The organism is Paenalcaligenes sp. GW821-LYS-B07-1 (genome assembly GCF_058803365.1).
On the sequence record NZ_CM179516.1, the window covers coordinates 2,197,156 to 2,215,140 of the forward strand.

18 protein-coding genes are annotated in these 17,985 nt (G+C 49.7%); 10 read left to right on the forward strand and 8 right to left on the reverse strand.

All coding sequences use genetic code 11. From position 1 onward, the window contains the following. The first annotated feature begins 36 nt into the window (after positions 1-36). The gene (rpsT, locus tag AC3QL0_RS10505) at positions 37-303 is read left to right on the forward strand and encodes a 30S ribosomal protein S20 (protein ID WP_166407616.1); all 267 of its coding nucleotides are present in this window, start codon (positions 37-39) and stop codon (positions 301-303) included. Positions 304-472: 169 nt separating this feature from the next. Here the strand turns inward: rpsT and AC3QL0_RS10510 are convergent, their stop codons facing one another. Next, the gene (locus AC3QL0_RS10510) at positions 473-763 is read right to left on the reverse strand and encodes a DUF3579 domain-containing protein (RefSeq protein ID WP_493008442.1); all 291 of its coding nucleotides are present in this window, start codon (positions 761-763) and stop codon (positions 473-475) included. A gap of 196 nt (positions 764-959) precedes the next feature. Here AC3QL0_RS10510 and argF point away from each other — a divergent pair, with 196 nt between their 5' ends. After that, positions 960-1,901 carry an ornithine carbamoyltransferase gene (argF, locus tag AC3QL0_RS10515; RefSeq protein WP_135867135.1) on the forward strand — a complete coding sequence of 314 codons (942 nt, stop codon included), beginning with the start codon at positions 960-962 and terminating at the stop codon, positions 1,899-1,901. Between the two features lie 99 nt (positions 1,902-2,000). Here the strand turns inward: argF and argG are convergent, their stop codons facing one another. Continuing rightward, complete coding sequence (gene argG / locus AC3QL0_RS10520; protein ID WP_493008443.1) at positions 2,001-3,332, reverse strand: argininosuccinate synthase; 1,332 nt, start codon at positions 3,330-3,332, stop codon at positions 2,001-2,003. 150 nt (positions 3,333-3,482) lie between these two features. Here argG and AC3QL0_RS10525 point away from each other — a divergent pair, with 150 nt between their 5' ends. Next, positions 3,483-3,980: a hypothetical protein gene (locus tag AC3QL0_RS10525; RefSeq protein ID WP_493008444.1), complete on the forward strand. Its 498-nt coding sequence runs from the start codon at positions 3,483-3,485 to the stop codon at positions 3,978-3,980. Positions 3,981-3,984: 4 nt separating this feature from the next. On the opposite strand, the gene AC3QL0_RS10530 is transcribed toward AC3QL0_RS10525, so the two are convergent. Continuing rightward, entirely contained in the window at positions 3,985-5,151 is a 1,167-nt protein-coding gene (locus tag AC3QL0_RS10530) for an NAD(P)H-dependent flavin oxidoreductase (RefSeq protein WP_493008445.1), read from the reverse strand. 24 nt (positions 5,152-5,175) lie between these two features. Then, positions 5,176-6,606 carry an oxygen-independent coproporphyrinogen III oxidase gene (gene hemN / locus AC3QL0_RS10535; RefSeq protein WP_493008446.1) on the reverse strand — a complete coding sequence of 477 codons (1,431 nt, stop codon included), beginning with the start codon at positions 6,604-6,606 and terminating at the stop codon, positions 5,176-5,178. A gap of 204 nt (positions 6,607-6,810) precedes the next feature. On the opposite strand from hemN, the gene AC3QL0_RS10540 reads away from it, so the two are divergent. The 7 genes from AC3QL0_RS10540 to AC3QL0_RS10570 are packed head-to-tail and all read left to right on the forward strand — an operon-like array spanning position 6,811 to position 14,552. Then, positions 6,811-9,762 (forward strand): monovalent cation/H+ antiporter subunit A, encoded by a 2,952-nt coding sequence (locus AC3QL0_RS10540; protein WP_493008447.1) that lies wholly within the window; start codon positions 6,811-6,813, stop codon positions 9,760-9,762. After that, a complete protein-coding gene (locus tag AC3QL0_RS10545; RefSeq protein WP_493008448.1) occupies positions 9,762-10,109 on the forward strand; it encodes a Na+/H+ antiporter subunit C in 348 nt (115 codons plus the stop codon). Before AC3QL0_RS10540 ends, AC3QL0_RS10545 begins: the two co-directional genes overlap by 1 nt. Beyond that, entirely contained in the window at positions 10,109-11,740 is a 1,632-nt protein-coding gene (locus tag AC3QL0_RS10550; protein WP_493008449.1) for a monovalent cation/H+ antiporter subunit D, read from the forward strand. The genes AC3QL0_RS10545 and AC3QL0_RS10550 overlap by 1 nt, the downstream gene beginning before the upstream one ends. Beyond that, a complete protein-coding gene (locus AC3QL0_RS10555; protein ID WP_493008450.1) occupies positions 11,737-12,225 on the forward strand; it encodes a Na+/H+ antiporter subunit E in 489 nt (162 codons plus the stop codon). Before AC3QL0_RS10550 ends, AC3QL0_RS10555 begins: the two co-directional genes overlap by 4 nt. Beyond that, positions 12,222-12,503, forward strand: a complete 282-nt coding sequence (locus tag AC3QL0_RS10560) for a K+/H+ antiporter subunit F (protein ID WP_493008451.1) — start codon at positions 12,222-12,224, stop codon at positions 12,501-12,503. The genes AC3QL0_RS10555 and AC3QL0_RS10560 overlap by 4 nt, the downstream gene beginning before the upstream one ends. Continuing rightward, positions 12,500-12,901, forward strand: a complete 402-nt coding sequence (gene mnhG / locus AC3QL0_RS10565; protein ID WP_493008452.1) for a monovalent cation/H(+) antiporter subunit G — start codon at positions 12,500-12,502, stop codon at positions 12,899-12,901. The genes AC3QL0_RS10560 and mnhG overlap by 4 nt, the downstream gene beginning before the upstream one ends. A 58-nt stretch (positions 12,902-12,959) precedes the next feature. Beyond that, positions 12,960-14,552, forward strand: a complete 1,593-nt coding sequence (locus tag AC3QL0_RS10570) for a TerC family protein (protein ID WP_493008453.1) — start codon at positions 12,960-12,962, stop codon at positions 14,550-14,552. Here AC3QL0_RS10570 and AC3QL0_RS10575 read toward each other — a convergent pair. From AC3QL0_RS10575 to AC3QL0_RS10590, 4 genes are all read right to left on the reverse strand, one after another. Beyond that, positions 14,537-15,652, reverse strand: coding sequence for a sensor histidine kinase (locus AC3QL0_RS10575; RefSeq protein WP_493008454.1), 1,116 nt, complete (start codon positions 15,650-15,652; stop codon positions 14,537-14,539). The genes AC3QL0_RS10570 and AC3QL0_RS10575 overlap by 16 nt on opposite strands. A 40-nt stretch (positions 15,653-15,692) precedes the next feature. Beyond that, positions 15,693-16,364, reverse strand: a complete 672-nt coding sequence (locus AC3QL0_RS10580; protein ID WP_493008455.1) for a response regulator — start codon at positions 16,362-16,364, stop codon at positions 15,693-15,695. 111 nt (positions 16,365-16,475) lie between these two features. Then, on the reverse strand, positions 16,476-16,961 hold the full coding sequence (locus AC3QL0_RS10585) for an ExbD/TolR family protein (RefSeq protein WP_493008456.1): 486 nt from the start codon (positions 16,959-16,961) through the stop codon (positions 16,476-16,478). Between the two features lie 2 nt (positions 16,962-16,963). After that, positions 16,964-17,980 carry a MotA/TolQ/ExbB proton channel family protein gene (locus AC3QL0_RS10590; protein WP_493010979.1) on the reverse strand — a complete coding sequence of 339 codons (1,017 nt, stop codon included), beginning with the start codon at positions 17,978-17,980 and terminating at the stop codon, positions 16,964-16,966. Between the last annotated feature and the right edge of the window lie 5 nt (positions 17,981-17,985).

Below are 17,985 nucleotides of genomic sequence, written 5' to 3' on the forward strand. Positions count from 1 at the left end.
TCTTTGCCAATTAAACTTACTAATCAATTTATATATATGGCTAATTCCGCACAAGCTCGCAAACGTGCCCGCCAAGCAGTGGCACGTAACAAACACAACTCCAGCATCCGCTCCATGCTGCGCACATCTATCAAACGTGTGCGTCAAGCTGTAGAAGCTGGCGATCAGACAGCTGCTAACGAAGTGCTGCGCAAAGCATCCAGCGTGATCGATCGCGTTGCTGACAAAAACATCATTCACAAAAACAAGGCCGCTCGTCATAAAAGCCGCCTGGCTGCTGCCGTTAAGGCAATGGCTGCCTAATGATTGAAAGTTGGGTTTAATTGGCAGCGACCTGGTCGTAAAAAAGGGTGCTTAAGCACCCTTTTTTTATTGCCAAATTCTTTATAAACCCAACTCACCTCTTTCCGTACTGTATAAAAGACTAGCGCCACTTTCTAATAAAAATAAAGGGCCACTTATTTCGGTCGGATCAATCCGTTGGCATGCCGGATGTTTTTAAATTATTGTCTTGCGCAAAGCCAACCACAAATTTCCATGCTAGTGGCTCTAGCTCCCTTAGACGCGCATCCACCACCACGCAACGCACCCCATCGATTAAACGAGGTACCACGTAGGGGGAATAAGTTAAGTGTCCGCCAGTTGCGCCTGCTGGTCTGAACTGTGACATCACACCGGCCAAACGCTCTGCCCAATCGCTGGGTCTAAAACGCTGACCTTCATTCGTTGTTCCGTGAATAGTAAGCTTGAGTTGCCCTGTCATGCTAATTCAAAATGCCCAATAGCCTTTAGCTTAATCATAAAAAATTTTCGTCATCGGCATTGTATCGCATTGCATGCAACACTACACCTTTATGCACACAATTTCATAAGTCATAGTTTTATACCTGTCACACACAGCAAATTTTGCTCAATAGTCGCTGACAGGGTAATATGTTTTCTTTTGCCTAGGGTTTTTTATGAGTACCACGGTTCAAGCAGCGCCGATACGGCATTTCCTACAGTTTAGTGATCTGAACAAAGAAGAAATCCTTTATCTTCTGCACCGAGCTCGCGTCATCAAAGACCACTTCAAAAATTACCAGCCTCATCACACACTGCACGACCGGACTCTGGCCATGGTGTTTGAGAAAGCCAGTACACGTACCCGTGTTTCATTTGAGGCCGGCATGTACCAGCTAGGCGGCGAAGTCATTAACCTGACAGCTAACGACTCGCAACTGGGCCGCTCTGAGCCCATTGAAGATACCGCACGTGTGATTTCACGCATGGTGGATATCGTGATGATCCGTACCTTCGAACAAAGCCGCCTAGAGCGTTTTGCCGAGTTCTCTCGTGTACCCGTGATCAACGGCCTCACCAACGAATTTCACCCCTGCCAGATCTTGGCTGACATCTTTACCTACATCGAACACCGCGGCAGCATTCAAGGCAAAACCGTGGCATGGATAGGCGATGGCAACAACATGGCTTACACCTGGCTGCAAGCAGCTGAACTGCTAGGCTTCAAGCTGCATATTTCTGCACCACAAGGCTACACACTGGACCAAAACCTGATTGGCACCCCAGACCCTGCCGTATTCCAAGAGTTTGCCGACCCCATGCAAGCCTGCAAAGGCGCAGACTTGGTCACCACAGACGTTTGGACCAGCATGGGCTTTGAAGCCGAAAACGAAGAGCGCCGCAAAGCGTTTGCCGACTGGTGTGTAGATAGCGAAATGATGGCTGAAGCCAATGCGGACGCCCTCTTCATGCACTGTCTGCCAGCTCACCGCGGCGAAGAGGTTAGCGCTGACGTGATTGATGGCGCCCAAAGCGTAGTATGGGATGAGGCCGAAAACCGCATGCACGTACAAAAAGCACTGATGGAGTTTTTACTTCTAGGCCAACTAGACGATTAAGACCCCACTTCAGCACACAAAAAAGCCACCCTGTAGGTGGCTTTTTTATTGCGTCAGCAGCAAAGATGAACAACCCCTGGTTGCCCATCCCTGTAATACTTAGTCTTTCAACTTAGGCATTTCAGCGCCAGAGCTGGAAGTCAGCAAGCCTGCATCAGCGTACGTGAACAGTTTGCCGCGTGTATCAACGATATCCATGTTGCGCATCGTCAACTGACCAATACGGTCACGTGGAGAGAAGGTACCATCACCCTCTTTTTCCATCGTCAAACGCTCTGGTTTGTAGGTCAGGTTAGGCGACTCTGTGTTCAGGATGGAGTAGTCATTACCGCGACGCAGCTCTAGCGTAACTTCGCCAGTTACCGCCTTAGCAACCCAACGCTGTGCGGATTCACGCAACATAATCGCTTGAGGATCGAACCAACGACCTTGGTACAACAAACGACCCAAGCGCAGACCGTTAATACGGTATTGCTCAATAGTGTCTTCGTTATGAATACCAGAGACCAAGCGCTCGTAAGCGATATGCAACAATGCCATACCTGGAGCCTCGTAAATACCACGGCTCTTCGCTTCAATAATACGGTTTTCGATCTGATCGCTCATACCCAAGCCGTGACGGCCACCAATGCGGTTGGCTTCCAGCATCAGCTCAACAGGGTTAGCAAATTCTTTGCCGTTCAGTGCTACAGGTTGGCCTTCTTCAAAGCGCACTGTAACCACTTCAGCTTTCACCTCAACGTCATCACGCCAGAATGCCACGCCCATGATAGGTTTCACAATCTTGATGCCACTGTTCAGGAATTCTAAGTCTTTAGCTTCGTGTGTAGCGCCCAGCATGTTGGAGTCGGTAGAGTATGCTTTTTCAGCAGACATTTTGTAGTCAAAGCCATGCTCTTGCATGTACTGAGACATTTCCGAACGGCCACCCAGTTCGTCGATGAACTGTTGATCCAACCATGGTTTGTAAATACGCAATTGTGGGTTAGTCAGCAAACCATAACGGTAGAAACGCTCGATGTCGTTACCTTTATAAGTACTGCCATCACCCCAGATGTTGACGTCGTCTTCTTTCATTGCCGCCACCAACATGGTGCCAGTTACTGCGCGACCAATAGGGGTAGTGTTGAAGTAGGTAACGCCAGCAGTGGAAACGTGGAATGCACCACTTTGCAATGCCGCAATCCCTTCGGCAACCAATTGCATACGACAATCCACCAAGCGAGCATCCTTGGCGCCGTAACTCATGGCAGCGCGCGGAATAGCATCGTAGTCCGACTCGTCAGGCTGACCCAGGTTTGCGGTGTAAGCATAAGGGATCGCGCCTTTGTTGCGCATCCACAGTAAAGCCGCGCTGGTGTCCAGACCACCAGAGAAGGCAATACCTACTTTTTGACCTACTGGAAGATTTTCAATAATAGTCGTTGTCATATGAAAGGACCGGTACGCTAAATAAACAATCTTCCATTATATCCCCCTAGCACACATACGTGGGCTTCTGCTTGCCGGAAGATGCGAAAACAGGCGATACACGGCATAATGTGCACTTGTCACAACTTTCACCGTTATTTCGATCACTCAATGAGCACCCTGTCGGCCTCCTGTACCCTGCAATCTTTTACTTTGCCGCAATTGCGTGCAGCCACCCAAGCGGGCGGCGTCACCAACGTCATTGTGAAAGGGCAAGGTGACGCATTCTTCATCCAGATCCAAATGCGCTCTGCCCAGACTGCTATTCTGATCACCAGCAAAAGTCGCCAGCCGCGACAGTTCCGCAATCCTGTGCAGGCTTTTGCCGTACTACGTGGAATCGGTATTATGACGGGGCAATTTGATGTCGCGCATTACTCCCCGGAGCAAAAGCAGACACCATCGCGCGTGTTGCGCAAAACCATTGAGACCCCAAAGCCTGCATCCCAACCCTGGGAAAGCTTTTTACAGAAAATGGCCAGCAGCCCTCAGGCCACATTTGATGACCCTAATTTCAAGCTGGACTCCACCCAAGCCCAGCAACTGTACGAGCGTGTTAGCCCTGCAGAGGCTACTACCGCTCCACACGAGACAGTAATAGCCAAATAGCAGCTTAGGCGTGCGCTGGTACACCTACACGTATAGCTTGCAGCAAATATTCCATCAGGTCACGCACAGAGCGAATTTGATCGCCAAATGGTAGTTTTTCCGAGCTACGGAAGAACAGACCACGATCAACGTCCCCTTCTAGTGCGTAGGCCAAACGCCTATCAATGCAAAACTGGCCACTGCGTGCAACACCGTCACGCAGACCACAATGCGCCAAACAATCAAAGCCCTCAGAGCATGCACGCTCTTGCGCAACCGCTTGCAGCTTGGACTCTTTATGCAAGTAAGAGTCCAACCAAGGAGTGCGCACAGCACGAGCCGGTAACCCCGCCACACTCATGAAGGTCACGATGTCTTCAGGCTTGGCTTGCGCCAATACTTGCTTGAAACGGATGTCAGCATCACCCTCTTCCGTTACTGCAAATGCCGTACCCAACTGAATCGCATCAGCCCCTTGCTCCAACAAGGTTTTGACCTGCTCTGGGTTGTTAATACCGCCTGCCACGATTAACGAGATGTTTTCTTTCTCTACATCCAGTTTTTTGAATACCTCACGTGTTTCTTCCAGCACGCGCGGGAAGGCATACATAGGGTCATTCATCTGTTCAATATCTGCCAGACCCAGGTGACCCGCTGCAAATTTTGGGTTCTCGATCACGATGGCATCTGGCAAACGGTTTTTACGCATCCATTTACGCAGCACCAATTGAATACCTCTGGCATCTGACAAAATTGGGATCAACGCGACGTTAGGATGATCAGCGGTAAGCTCTGGTAAGTCCAACGGTAAACCCGCGCCTACCACCACCGCATCCGCCCCACTTTCGCACGCTTGCTTCACATAGGCTGCGTACTGCGACACAGCGCGCATGATATTGACAGCCACTGCGCCACACTCTTTGGCGAGTGCCTTAGCTTTGCGAACCTCTCTATCTAGAGCCTCTAAGTTCACCATATCAATCAGGCTACTATCTTTGCTCTTGTGTGTGCGCGCCATCAAATCGGGATGATGGCGACGCAAGTCCACGCTAGAGATCGTTCCCATACCTCCTAACGCAGCCACGCTGCCTGCCAAACGGTGTGCCGACACACCGACCCCCATGCCGCCCTGAACTACAGGCAGTAATGCCTTACCCTTTAACCGTAACCGCTCAACAATGGTTTCTAACACAGGGAGTCCTTTAACTTTTAACAATCAAATAAGCCGCGAGTAAGTCGCGGTAGTACGTTTATGCAGGTGGGCATCAAACACCATGCTGATCCCTCGCACAAACAAACGCCCCGTGTCCGTGACACGCAGCATACGCTCATCAACAGTGATCAGCCCAGCGTCTTCAAACTGGCTCAAACGCTGCAGCTCATCACCAAAATACGCATCAAAATCTATACCATGACGCTGCGACACTAGCGCTTTGTCTACAGGCATACTGCACATCAGCTGCATAATCACTTCAGCACGCAGCTCATCATCGGCCGTCATCTGGATACCTCGACTAACGGGCAAACGATTTTCATCCAAACAGGCGTAGTACGCTTTTAAGGACCTATCGTTTTGCACGTGAGTGCCTTGCACTTTGCCTATAGCCGATACACCGAATGCCACCAAATCACTGTCTGCACGCGTGGTATAGCCTTGGAAATTTCTATGCAGACTTTGATCCAAGCGTGCGCGACTCAGTTCATCATCTGGCAATGCAAAGTGATCCAAACCTATGTAGTCATACCCGGCATCCAACAACCGCTGCGTAGCCATCAAGAAGATTTGCAGACGTGTTTCTGCGTCGGGCAAATCTTGCTCATTGATCAAACGCTGCGCCTTAAAACGCTGCGGCAAGTGCGCGTAGTTGTACAAGGCAATACGATCAGGACGCAGCGCAATCAACTGATCCAAGGTTGCACTGAAGCTTTGCACGCTTTGTTTTGGCAGGCCATAAATCAAATCGGTATTAATGGACTCAAAGCCTACCGCCCTACTGGTTTCTATCGCTTTAGCCACCATGTCATAAGGCTGAATGCGGTGAATAGCTTCTTGCACCGCCACGTCAAAATCCTGCACACCAAAACTGGTGCGGTTAAAACCTAAACCCGCCAAATGCGCCAGCATCTGGTCATCAATCGTGCGTGGATCAATTTCCACACTGATTTCCGCATCATCCGTAAAGTCGAAATGCTTTCTGACTTCTTGCATCAACAACGACATTTGATCGTTGGATAAAAACGTAGGTGAACCACCACCTAGGTGCAACTGACCCGTTTTGCGGTCGTCACCCAAATGAGGCACCACCATCGCCATTTCTCTAAACAAGTACTGTAAGTACTCTGCCGAACGCGATTTGTCTTGCGTGATGATTTTGTTGCACGCACAGAAATAGCACAGCGATGTACAGAAAGGCAGGTGGAAGTACAGCGACAAAGGCATCTGCTGTTTGCTGCTGGCTCGTGCCGCCAAGGCATTCAAATAATGCTGTTGGGCGAACTCTTCCAGAAAACGGTCTGCTGTAGGGTACGAGGTGTAGCGTGGGCCCGAACTATTGAAACGTCGGATTAGTGCTTCTGGAACTTGAAATGAAGCAGTAGCCTCGTTGATGGCACGCTGTTGTTGGGGTTGTGCCAGTGCAATATCCATGAAACTCTCCAGAAACCTACAAAATCTTTGCAACCATCAACTATTTTGACTGCAATAGGACAATTCCTCATTGACCTTTATCAAGCACGTTCAGGGCAATTTCATTTTTTTTAGCAGATTATGTGTGGAAATTACCAGTAATATCGTATTATTAGAACATCACCCTTTCTCCTGTTTTAAACATCTCGTCTTCCCCGGAGCCCGATGTCTTTGCTTGTCATCCTAGCCCTCCCTTTCGTTGGTGGGCTGATATCATCATTATTGTCTGCCGAATCCCGAAAACTTCAGGCTCCGCTTGCCGGGATGGTTGCCTTAACCTGTGCACTTTTCACTTTAGTCAATTTTCCGGCGATATCCCGTAATGAGGTGTTACTGTTCTCCTCTGACTGGATTCCTGCCTATAACATCTATTTCAATCTGCGCATGGATGGCCTTGCTTGGCTATTCAGCATCATCATCACTGGGATGGGCGCATTAATTGCGCTCTACGCTCACTACTACCTTTCAGCTCAAGAACCTGTACGGCGCTTCTTCGCGTTTTTGCAAATATTCATGGGTGCGATGCTAGGTGTGGTGTTATCTGGAAACGTCATACAGTTAGTGGTGTTCTGGGAACTGACTAGTTTGTCGTCCTTCATGCTGATTGCCTACTGGTACCACCGCCGTGATGCGCGTCGTGGTGCTCGAATGTCGTTGATCATTACTGGCGGCGGCGGTCTATGCTTGCTAGCTGGCGTGCTGATGATGGGGCAAGTTGCTGGCACCTACGACTTAGGTGAAATCCTAATTTCTGGCGATCGCATTCGCCAAAGCGCTTGGTACCCCTTCTTACTCTTGATGGTAGCAGCAGGTGCATTAAGTAAAAGTGCTCAATTTCCTTTCCATATTTGGCTACCTAGAGCGATGGCTGCACCTACGCCCGTTTCCGCGTACTTGCACTCTGCCACTATGGTTAAAGCTGGCGTGTTCGTCTTGGCTCGCTTTTGGCCAGTACTGTCAGGCACTACCGAATGGGCTGTTTTAATTGGAGGCTCAGGGCTAATCACTTTGCTGCTAGGAGCGTATCTCGCGACCTTCCAGCGCGATATGAAAGGGGTTTTAGCCTACTCCACCATCAGCCACTTAGGTTTAATTACCTTACTGCTGGGCATGAACAGTGCCATGGCACTGATTGCGGCGATTTTCCACATCATTAACCACGCCACCTTTAAAGCCTCGTTATTTATGGCAACTGGTATCGTGGATCATGAAACAGGTACACGTAATTTAAACAGGCTGTCTGGGCTGCGCTATGCCATGCCCATCACCGCATTATTGGCCAGCGTGGCTGCGGCAGCCATGGCGGGCGTACCCTTACTGAACGGCTTTCTCTCCAAAGAAATGTTCTTTGCCGAAGCGGTTGATACAGCTAACGGCAACTCATGGGATTACGTTATCCCGCTGATTGCGGTGATAGCCAGCGCCTTTAGCGTGGCCTATTCATTGCGTTTCATTGTGCAAGTATTCTTTGGCCCACCTGCCAAAAACTTGCCTCGCGAGCCACACGAACCGCCTATACAAATGCTGATCCCCAGCATCATCTTAGTGCTGATCTGTTTGGCTGTAGGGATACTTCCTGGCTATACCGTTGCACCATTCTTAGATGTAGCAGCTCACTCCATTCTGAATCTGCAAATGCCTGACTTCAGCCTGCGCATTTGGCACGGTTTCAACCTGCCTCTGGTGATGAGTATCATCGCTATGCTGGGCGGCGTCATGCTGGTGTTCTTGCTGGATAATTACCGACAAGGCCGCTCTGACCGCGCACCTATTTTGTACCGTATAGATGGTCAGCGCATTTTTGAAGCTTTTTTAGGTTGGACAGAAACCGCTGCTGACTTCATCATCGATAAAACATACTCTCCTCGATTACAACGACAAGTACTGTTGATCCTGTTGTCCACATTAGTGGTGACTGCCTTGCCGTTATTCCGTGGTACATGGTTTATTCCGCAACAATCTACGGTTATGGATCCACTCTTTGCGTTGATGTGGATCGCAGGTGCAGCCTGCGCAATTGGTGCTGCGTATCAAGCTAAATTTCACAGACCAGCCGCACTATTGCTATCTGGCGCAGCTGGTTTAATCACCAGTCTTACCTACGCATGGTTATCGGCACCTGACTTAGCACTCACCCAGTTGGCTGTTGAGGTGGTAACCGTAGTGCTGATTCTGCTTGGCCTTCGTTGGTTGCCTAAGCTTTTGCCTACTGACGAAGATGAGGTATCGGCGCTATCGCGTTTAAAAGCCCTACGTCGGCGTGGCCGAGACTTAACCATTGCTGTGTTGTCTGGTGCAGGTCTATCTGTATTGGCCTACACCATTATGACCAGACCACCTGTTGAGGATGGCGTATCGCCCTTCTTGGTACAGCAAGCGCTGCCGCTAGGTGGCGGTGCAAACGTGGTGAACGTTATTTTGGTCGACTTCCGTGGTTTTGATACTTTTGGTGAAATCACCGTATTGGGTATTGTGGCACTGAGCGTCTATGCCCTGCTGCGTCGATTCCGACCACCCGTTGAAACCATTACCACACCGCTTGAAATACGCCATAAATACGGCCAGCTCATACAGAACGCCGATGAACTGTCGCCACTAGAAACGGCAACATTTGAAGAGCCAGATCCTAATCAACGCGTACCCTATGGGGTAACGAAGGTTCCAGCCATATTGATGCGTATCTTGTTGCCTATTGCTGCTCTGATCTCCATTTACTTCTTACTACGCGGTCACAACTTGCCTGGTGGCGGTTTTGTGGGTGGCTTGATTATGGCAACAGCAATCCTGATTCAGTACATGGTGAACGGTATTGCATGGGTTGAGTCCCGCCCTCTGCTACATCCACAAACATGGATATCGCTGGGTATGCTGATCGCCGGTTTTGCTGCCATGTTGGTTTGGTGGTTTAACCGTCCCTTCTTGGCTGCACTAGAGTGGGACTTCACCCTGCCGTGGGTGGGTGAAGTCCACACCAACAGCGCCCTGCTCTTTGATATTGGCGTCTACATGCTGGTTGTAGGCTCTACCATCTTGATGTTGCTGGCATTGGCCCACCAGTCCCTGCGTTTCTACAGGAAACTGCCCGCTCCCCAAAACTCACTAAATACCGAAGAATAATGGAAATCGTTCTCTCTTTAGCTATAGGTATTTTGGCCGGCTCAGGCGTCTGGTTACTATTACGTCCCCGTACTTTCCAGGTCATCATGGGTCTTTCCCTGCTGTCCTATGCCGTTAACTTATTCATTTTTTCCATGGGGCGCATCACGCTCAATGCGCCTGCTGTGATTAGTACCGAACTGGGCTCAGACCCAAGCAACTACGCTGACCCTCTGCCACAAGCCTTAGTGCTGACAGCGATTGTGATCGGCTTTGCTACCACCGCCCTTTTTCTAGTAGTACTACTGGCCAACCGCGGTTTAAGCGGCACTGACCACGTAGACGGTCGTGAGGAAAACGAGCTGTGATGCTGTTGAAACACCTGCCTATTTTCCCCATTATCATTCCGCTGATTGCTGCCGGCTTGATGCTGCTGCGACAGGACAAATACCGTCGGTACAAAATAGCACTTAGCGTTATCTCTTTTACGTTGCAATTTCTGGTCGCCATACTGCTGCTCAACATGGCGGACGGTACCATCGAAACCTCATGGCCTGAGGGTGTAGGTGTCTACCTATTGGGTGACTGGCCCGCCCCATTTGGCATCGTTGTCGTAGTAGACCGTCTATCCGCTTTAATGTTGCTGCTCACGGCGGTATTAGGGGCTACAACATGGATTTACGCCACCGCGCGCTGGGACCGCTCAGGGGTGCACTTCCACCCACTGTTCCAGTTGCTGCTGATGGGCTTGAACGGCGCATTCCTGACAGGCGACCTGTTCAACCTGTTCGTATTCTTTGAAGTACTGCTAGCCGCTTCTTATGGCTTAATGTTGCATGGCTCTGGCCGCGCCCGTGTGAATGCTGGCTTACACTATATTGCCGTCAACCTGATTGCCTCTTTCCTGCTGTTGATTGCACTGGCGCTGATTTACGGCGTAACCGGCACATTGAACATGGCAGACTTAGCTGTCAAAGCCGGCCATCTATCAGGTCCAGACCGTTTGCTATTTGAAAGTGCTGCAGCCATTTTAGGTATAGCCTTCCTCATCAAAGCAGCCGCATGGCCTTTGAACTACTGGTTGATTGACGGGTATGCCAACAGCAGCCCACCCGTAGCAGGCATGTTCTCTATCATGACCAAGGTGGGTATTTACGCGCTGCTGCGTATAGGCACCTTGCTAGAACCCACGGGGGCACCCGCTGCCTTTGGTGGTGCTTGGATGTTCCCGGCTGGTATTGCCACGTTGATCTTTGGCGCTGTAGGTACTTTGGCGGCCCACGATACACAACGTATGGCGGGTTATTGTGTGATTCTGTCTTCTGGTACGCTGTTAGCCGCCTTGGGTATGCCTGGTGTAATCCTAACTGGCCCAGCCCTGTACTACATGATTAGCTCTGTATTAGGCTTAGGCGCCTTCTTTATGCTGCTAGAAATGGTGAACCGCGCCCAAAGTTTTGGTTCTGACTTTTTGGCGGCCAGTGCTGAGGCCTTTGCACTGGCCGACGACGAAGACGACGAAAACACCTCTGACGTCGTGGGTAGAGCCATTCCCGCTGCTCTGGTATTTTTGGGTATGAGCTTTATTGCCTGCGCCTTGATTATTATTGGCTTGCCGCCACTTTCAGGTTTTGTAGCCAAGTTCTCATTAATCTTGGCAGCGCTACAAGCCTCTAGCTACACACCAGACCCACTAAACGCGTGGATCTTTACAGCCACCGTATTGCTAGCTGGCTTTATTGGCATTATTGCCTTGTCACGTACTGGTATTCGCTTGTTCTGGAGCCACAATAACATCAGTGTCCCACGCTTGCGTCCTACCGAAGCATTACCCGTGACGGTACTAATCACTATCTGCGTATGGCTGAGTATTCAAGCTGGCCCCATCACCAGCTATCTGGAAGGCACAGCCCGTTATTTGGACCGCCCTAGCGCCTACATTAATGCCGTGCTCATGAAAAATGCGGATCGTCCTGTACACACAGGAGAGGCACCATGAGGAAAAAATTTAGCTTTTTGATTCTTCCTGTCTTTCTGCTGGTCTTTTGGCTACTGCTGAATAGCTCCATGTCACCCGGCAACATTGCCGTAGGTGCAGTACTGGCTATTTTGTTGTCTCTGGCGGCTATCCCATTCAGGCCCGTGCGCGCCAGCTTACGCCACCCCTTTATTGCTTTGCGCTTAATGGGGCATGTATTCGTTGATATTGTGAACTCCAATATCGATGTGGGAAAAATCGTACTCAAAGGTGATAAATCAGGTGCGACCCCTGGCTTTTTGGATATCCCTCTGACCATTACTGACCCGCATGGATTAAGCGCCCTAGCCTGCATCGTGACGTACACGCCTGGAACTGTATGGTCTGGTTTCAACGAGGAAAAGAATATTCTGACACTGCATGTGTTGGACCTCAAAGATGAACAGCAGTGGCTGGACACCATACAGAAACGCTATCAACAGCCGCTTATAGAGATTTTTGAATGAACAGTATCATTTATTGGTCTAGCCTTTTTGCTTTGGCTTGTTTTGTGATTGGCATGAGCGTTGCGGCCTATAGAGTATCTACCGGCCCTACCGCGTGCGACCGCGTGTTGGCGCTGGATACCATGTACGTCAACGGCATGCTGGCTCTTTTAGCGCTAGGCATGCGCTTTGACTCCCGCCTGTATTTTGATATTGCTTTACTGATTGCACTGTTTGGCTTTGTAGGCTCTGCGGCCATGGCCAAATTCTTGTTACGTGGTGAGGTGATTGAGCCATGAACGACATTCCACTCTGGATTAGCATCCCTACCGCCCTACTATTGATACTCAGCGGCATCATTACGCTCATAGGATCATTAGGGCTTATTCGCTTACGTCATTTCTTTAGCCGTATGCACGCCCCTACATTGGGTAACACCTTAGGCGTGTTTTTTATGCTGCTAGCAATGGTGTTGATGTATTCTTACCTAAGCGATCACGTAATTGTTCACCCGCTGCTGATTACGCTATTACTAGTAATCACCTCTCCAGTTACTGCTATTTTGCTGATGCGTGCAGCCATCAAACGCGAACTTAGCCAACGCACGGTTACTTATGCCCCCAACGAGCCCGGTCACATGGATTTACCGCATAAATCTCCTCCTATAGAGGAGCAGGATGCCGAACCCAAGCTCTAATGACATTATTGTCATATAAAGACCCTATTATTTTTCCTTTTTCTCTTCAATCAACATCATGGAATGGCTTGTAGACCCGAACATATGGGCGGGCTTAATTACCCTCGTCGTACTTGAAATAGTACTGGGTATAGACAACCTTATTTTTATTGCCATCTTGGCCGATAAACTGCCCCCGCATCAGCGGGACCGTGCACGTATTATCGGCCTCTCACTGGCTCTGGTGATGCGGTTCATCCTGCTTAGCGTCATCTCGTGGCTGGTCACTCTGAAAACCCCGCTATTTTCCATCGGCTCCTTCGGGTTCTCCGGACGCGACCTTATTTTGCTGATGGGCGGTATATTCTTGCTATTTAAAGCCACCAGCGAATTGCACGAGCGCCTAGAAGGCCCGCCAATAGTGCGTGAGAAAAACAAAGCCTATGCCAGCTTCGGTATAGTTGTGACGCAGATTGTTGTGCTGGATGCCATATTCTCGCTAGACGCCGTCATTACAGCGGTAGGTATGGTAGATCACCTGCCCGTCATGATGGCAGCCGTTATCATCTCTATTGGCTTGATGATGTGGGCTTCCAAGCCCCTAACACGTTTTGTGAACGCTCACCCGACGGTTGTGGTGTTATGTCTAAGCTTCTTGCTAATGATAGGTCTAGCCTTAGCTGCTGAGGGCTTAGGACTAACAATTCCTAAAGGCTATTTGTATGCCGCTATCGGTTTCTCTATTGTTATCGAGTTCTTCAATCAGCTAGCGCGTCGTAGCGTATTACGCCATCAGGCTCGCATTCCTATGCGTGATCGTACCGCTGACGCAGTAATGCGTTTGCTCAGCAGCAAACCTACTGACGACGAAAACGAAGGTACTGCCGATAGCCATACTGTACATGATCTTGTGGATTCCGCCTTCAAGGCTGAAGAGCGCAAAATGGTTAGCGGTGTATTAAACCTGAGTCAGCGCCCTATAAGCTCACTGATGACACCCAGAAACGAAATCACTTGGGTGAATACCGAAGACTCCGCCGAAAAAATCCGCCAATTGTTGCGTGATACACCACACAGTTTCTTGCCAGTCTGTAACGGTCAGTTAGATCAAATCATTGGTGTAGCCAAAAGCAAAGACTTGCTGGCCGACCTTAAAGACAACGATGTTGTCACTCAGTGGTCTGAATTGCGTGCGCCCATCATTGCTCATGAACACACTGATCCTTTAATGGTCATTCAAATGCTCAAACAGTCCAAAGGACAGTTTGTTTTGGTGGCTGACGAATATGGCACTATTGAAGGTCTGCTCACACCCATAGACATTCTAGAAGCGATTGCCGGCGAGTTTCCCGACGAGGACGAACAACCCGCAATACGTAAAGTGGATGACAATGAGTGGCTGGTAGAAGGTAGTATCGACTTGTTCCATTTGGCACAAGAACTGAATCTACCTAACCACTTAAGTATTGCCCGAAACTTCAACTCTGTTGCCAGCTTTATGCTGGAAAGCTTGGATGCTTTGCCTAAAGTTGGAGATGTTATTGAAAGCGAAGGCTTACGTTTCGAGATTGTGGAAATGATAGATCGACGTGTGGGTGAAGTACGTGTGAGTCGCATAGACACCGACGATCACACCGCAGATAACGACGAGTCTACTCAGTCTGCAGACTGAAAACGCTGACGTCGTAAGCGTGTACCAATACGGGGGCCCGGAAAGATCACCATGATCTGGGTTCCCGGAAAATGCGGTCTACTGTTCAGCTTGACCCATGCGCCGTGCACTACGGCAATTTCCCTAACAATCGCCAATCCTAAGCCTGCTCCACTGCCTTTGTGTGCTTGTGACGGTGCACGGTAAAAAGCCTCAAATACTTGCTGTGCATCTTGTTCTTGAATACCTACGCCATTGTCTTCCACGGCTAACGAAGGTGGGTTGGCATTAATGCGTATGGAAAGCTGGTTATTGCCTCCTACACCATAATTCAACGCATTATCTATAAGGTTAGATAGCAGCTCGCCCAGTAATATAGGGTCTGCGTCAATCCATACCGGCTGATCTGGAGCGATTAACTGCAGTTGCATACCCTTTTCGCGTGCATTCGCCAACCATTCCCCACCGGTATTTCTGGACCATTCGCATAAATCAAGACGCTCTAAGCTGTCTCTGGGGCTGGTAGAGGCATCTGCCTTGGCAAGTACCAGCAACTGCTCACCCAAACGAATCATGCGATCTGAGATGCGTTTAATACGCTCAGCACGTGTACGCACATCGAGTGGCAGATCTTGCGCCAGCATCAGCTCGGACTCTAATCGCAAGCTACTGAGCGGAGTACGAAACTGGTGAGCTGCATGGCCTATGAAGCGTTTCTGAGCCTGCAGCGTATCATCCAATTGCGCAAGCAAGGTATTCACGTGCAATACCAGTGGCAAGACTTCTTGAGGCACACCTGACACACTTAATGGGCTCAGGGTATCGTCTTCGTCACGCTCTGTGATTTGTTCTGCTAAGTCATGAATAGCTGCCAAACCGCTACGCACACCACGGACTAACACCCAGGTAAATAAACCCACCAAAATTAGTTGAGTTAGTGCCATCGTCCAGAAAATATCACGCAGCATCCACTCTTCAATCTGCATTTTCCGCGTGAGCACCCAGGTGACGGCTAAATCTAGAACCACCAACATGACAATGGGTGGCATCAAACGCACCACCAGATGTCGGGCCAAACTATTTTGCTGCCAGAATGCAGGAATGCCTTTTCGTTTCGTCATTGTCATGTGCGCTCCTGATCTACAGCACAGTCAGCCTTTTTTACTCGCTTTGCAATTCCAGAGAATAGCCAAACCCACGCACAGTTTGTATTTGCAAAGGTAAACCCTCTAGGCGTTTACGCAGACGGTACACATAGACTTCTACTGCATTCTCGCTAAAGTCAGCATCGTTCGCCGATAACGACGCTACTATCTGCTGTTTAGTCACTACCTTCCCTACTCTAGCCATCAGCATTTCTAACACGGAAAGCTCGCGCACGGATAAAGCTAAGCGTTGGTCGTGTACACGTAGCTCACGGCTCACCATATCAAATAATAATGGCCCCACTTCCAGCACAGATTGCGCTTGCCCTACACTGCGCCTAGCAAAGGCGCGTATGCGCGCCGCCAGCTCGGCCAGCTCAAAAGGCTTGACCACGTAATCATCAGCGCCCGCATCTAACCCGGCCACCCTATCCTCCAACTCATCACGAGCTGTCAGAATCAATACTGGTACAGTCATACCTTTTTGACGTATGGTACGCAACCAATCCAAACCGCTAATGTCCGGCAAATTCAAATCCAGAATCACCAGCTCATACTCCACTGCAGACAATGCCCCCAAGCCACCAGCGCCATCCGCATGCAAATCAACAGCATAACCTTGGCTCATCAAGTACTCCTGCAATGCAGGCCCTAAACTGACATCATCTTCTATAAGTAATAGACGCATACGCGGATTTCACAGTGATTCGTTGGTACTAAAAAGAAAAACCCCGCTGAGGCGTAAGCTTCAACGGGGTGAATGCTGCCGCTGCTCTGCGGCTTAACAGCATAACGGATTTTACGGCGTAGCGGTATTACCCGCTGGCTTATCCGTTGCCGCAGTTGATGCTGGAGTAGCTGCTCCTTGCTCTGCGCCTGGGCGAGTGACAAAGCCCAAACGTACCATTCCAGCAGCTTTGGCTTTGCTCATTACCTGAGCCAAGATTTCATAACGTGTTTCTTGATCGGCGCGAATACGAATTTCTGGCTGTGGCTTCTCTTGAGCATAAATAGCCAAGGTTTGTGTTAAGTCTTCCATTGCCACAGGATCATTGTTTAAGAACAATGCACCGTCTAACGTGACTGCCAAATCCAATGACTTGGCGTCTTTTTCCACTGGCTGAGCGGTAGCCTGTGGCAATTGCACTTTGATGCTATGCGTTAGCAACGGTGCGGTAATCAGAAAAATCACCAGCAGCACCAACATCACGTCAATCAGCGGCACCATATTAATTTCAGCTGCTGTCTGTGATGAGGAACGGCTATCAAAGCTTCCAAAAGACATGATTATTCACCCCCTGCAGGTACAGGTGCTACTGATGCGCCCACGCCTACAGGTTCATCAACACGTGGCGCTGTACCGATTGGACCACGACCATTAGCATCAGGCGCCTGTTGACCTGTAGTCAAGAAGGTAAACAGATCGTGAGCAAACGCATCCAACTTAGCCAAGTACACACGGTTTGTACGTACAAAGGCGTTGTATGCCAATACTGCTGGAATCGCTACAGCCAGACCTAAACCGGTCATGATCAATGCCTCACCCACAGGGCCTGCAATCTTGTTCAATGCGACTTCTTCGGACAGACCAATATTGATCAGTGCATGGTATACACCCCATACCGTACCGAACAGCCCCACAAACGGTGCAGTAGAACCCACAGACGCCAACAGCGTTAAGCCATTTTCCAGCCTAGCGGTTTCTTCATCAATGACTTTACGCATAATGCGCATCACAAATGAGTCTGTAGAGCCTTTTTCTTCCAGTTTCAACGCACCGTAACGCGCATGGTGGTTACGTGAATGAATAGCGTGGCTAGCCAAATGTGCGAATGGCTCGTTAGCACCATGCGTAGCAATTTCGTTTTCTACTTGTTCCAAGGAGCTGGCTGCCCAGAACTCACGCAGGAAGTTGTTAGAACGACGTTTTAAGCGGTAGGACACAAAGGCTTTAGCAAAAATCAAATACCAGCTCGCCAATGACATCACCAACAAAATTACAAATAGGGTTTTACCTACCATGTCACTTTGCGCGATGAAGTGCAGCATACCGGTAGAAGCGGCTTCTTGCGTCATCACTGGAACATCACCTGCACCAGCCAAAGCAGAGGCAAGCATTTCTGTTGTTTGAGACAACTCCACAGCCGCACCAACTAGCGGTTGCGCTGCCTGAGCCGCAGCATCTACTACAGGCTGGGCTACATTCTGTGTCTGTATTGCCGCATCAACAAGGGGTTGAGCATCTGCTGTCGCTGCGCTCACCTGCGCCAGTCCTAGCAGAGCAGCCTCAAGAAGCTCCTGCATCATAT

What these genes read in the sequence shown, in the direction of transcription:
- rpsT (WP_166407616.1), top strand. Translation starts at nt 37, where the DNA reads ATGGCTAATTCCGCACAAGCTCGCAAACGTGCCCGCCAAGCAGTGGCA.
- AC3QL0_RS10510 (WP_493008442.1), bottom strand. Translation starts at nt 763, where the DNA reads ATGACAGGGCAACTCAAGCTTACTATTCACGGAACAACGAATGAAGGT.
- argF (WP_135867135.1), top strand. Translation starts at nt 960, where the DNA reads ATGAGTACCACGGTTCAAGCAGCGCCGATACGGCATTTCCTACAGTTT.
- argG (WP_493008443.1), bottom strand. Translation starts at nt 3,332, where the DNA reads ATGACAACGACTATTATTGAAAATCTTCCAGTAGGTCAAAAAGTAGGT.
- AC3QL0_RS10525 (WP_493008444.1), top strand. Translation starts at nt 3,483, where the DNA reads ATGAGCACCCTGTCGGCCTCCTGTACCCTGCAATCTTTTACTTTGCCG.
- hemN (WP_493008446.1), bottom strand. Translation starts at nt 6,606, where the DNA reads ATGGATATTGCACTGGCACAACCCCAACAACAGCGTGCCATCAACGAG.
- AC3QL0_RS10540 (WP_493008447.1), top strand. Translation starts at nt 6,811, where the DNA reads ATGTCTTTGCTTGTCATCCTAGCCCTCCCTTTCGTTGGTGGGCTGATA.
- AC3QL0_RS10545 (WP_493008448.1), top strand. Translation starts at nt 9,762, where the DNA reads ATGGAAATCGTTCTCTCTTTAGCTATAGGTATTTTGGCCGGCTCAGGC.
- AC3QL0_RS10550 (WP_493008449.1), top strand. Translation starts at nt 10,109, where the DNA reads ATGCTGTTGAAACACCTGCCTATTTTCCCCATTATCATTCCGCTGATT.
- AC3QL0_RS10555 (WP_493008450.1), top strand. Translation starts at nt 11,737, where the DNA reads ATGAGGAAAAAATTTAGCTTTTTGATTCTTCCTGTCTTTCTGCTGGTC.
- AC3QL0_RS10560 (WP_493008451.1), top strand. Translation starts at nt 12,222, where the DNA reads ATGAACAGTATCATTTATTGGTCTAGCCTTTTTGCTTTGGCTTGTTTT.
- mnhG (WP_493008452.1), top strand. Translation starts at nt 12,500, where the DNA reads ATGAACGACATTCCACTCTGGATTAGCATCCCTACCGCCCTACTATTG.
- AC3QL0_RS10570 (WP_493008453.1), top strand. Translation starts at nt 12,960, where the DNA reads ATGGAATGGCTTGTAGACCCGAACATATGGGCGGGCTTAATTACCCTC.
- AC3QL0_RS10575 (WP_493008454.1), bottom strand. Translation starts at nt 15,652, where the DNA reads ATGACGAAACGAAAAGGCATTCCTGCATTCTGGCAGCAAAATAGTTTG.
- AC3QL0_RS10580 (WP_493008455.1), bottom strand. Translation starts at nt 16,364, where the DNA reads ATGCGTCTATTACTTATAGAAGATGATGTCAGTTTAGGGCCTGCATTG.
- AC3QL0_RS10585 (WP_493008456.1), bottom strand. Translation starts at nt 16,961, where the DNA reads ATGTCTTTTGGAAGCTTTGATAGCCGTTCCTCATCACAGACAGCAGCT.
- AC3QL0_RS10590 (WP_493010979.1), bottom strand. Translation starts at nt 17,980, where the DNA reads ATGCAGGAGCTTCTTGAGGCTGCTCTGCTAGGACTGGCGCAGGTGAGC.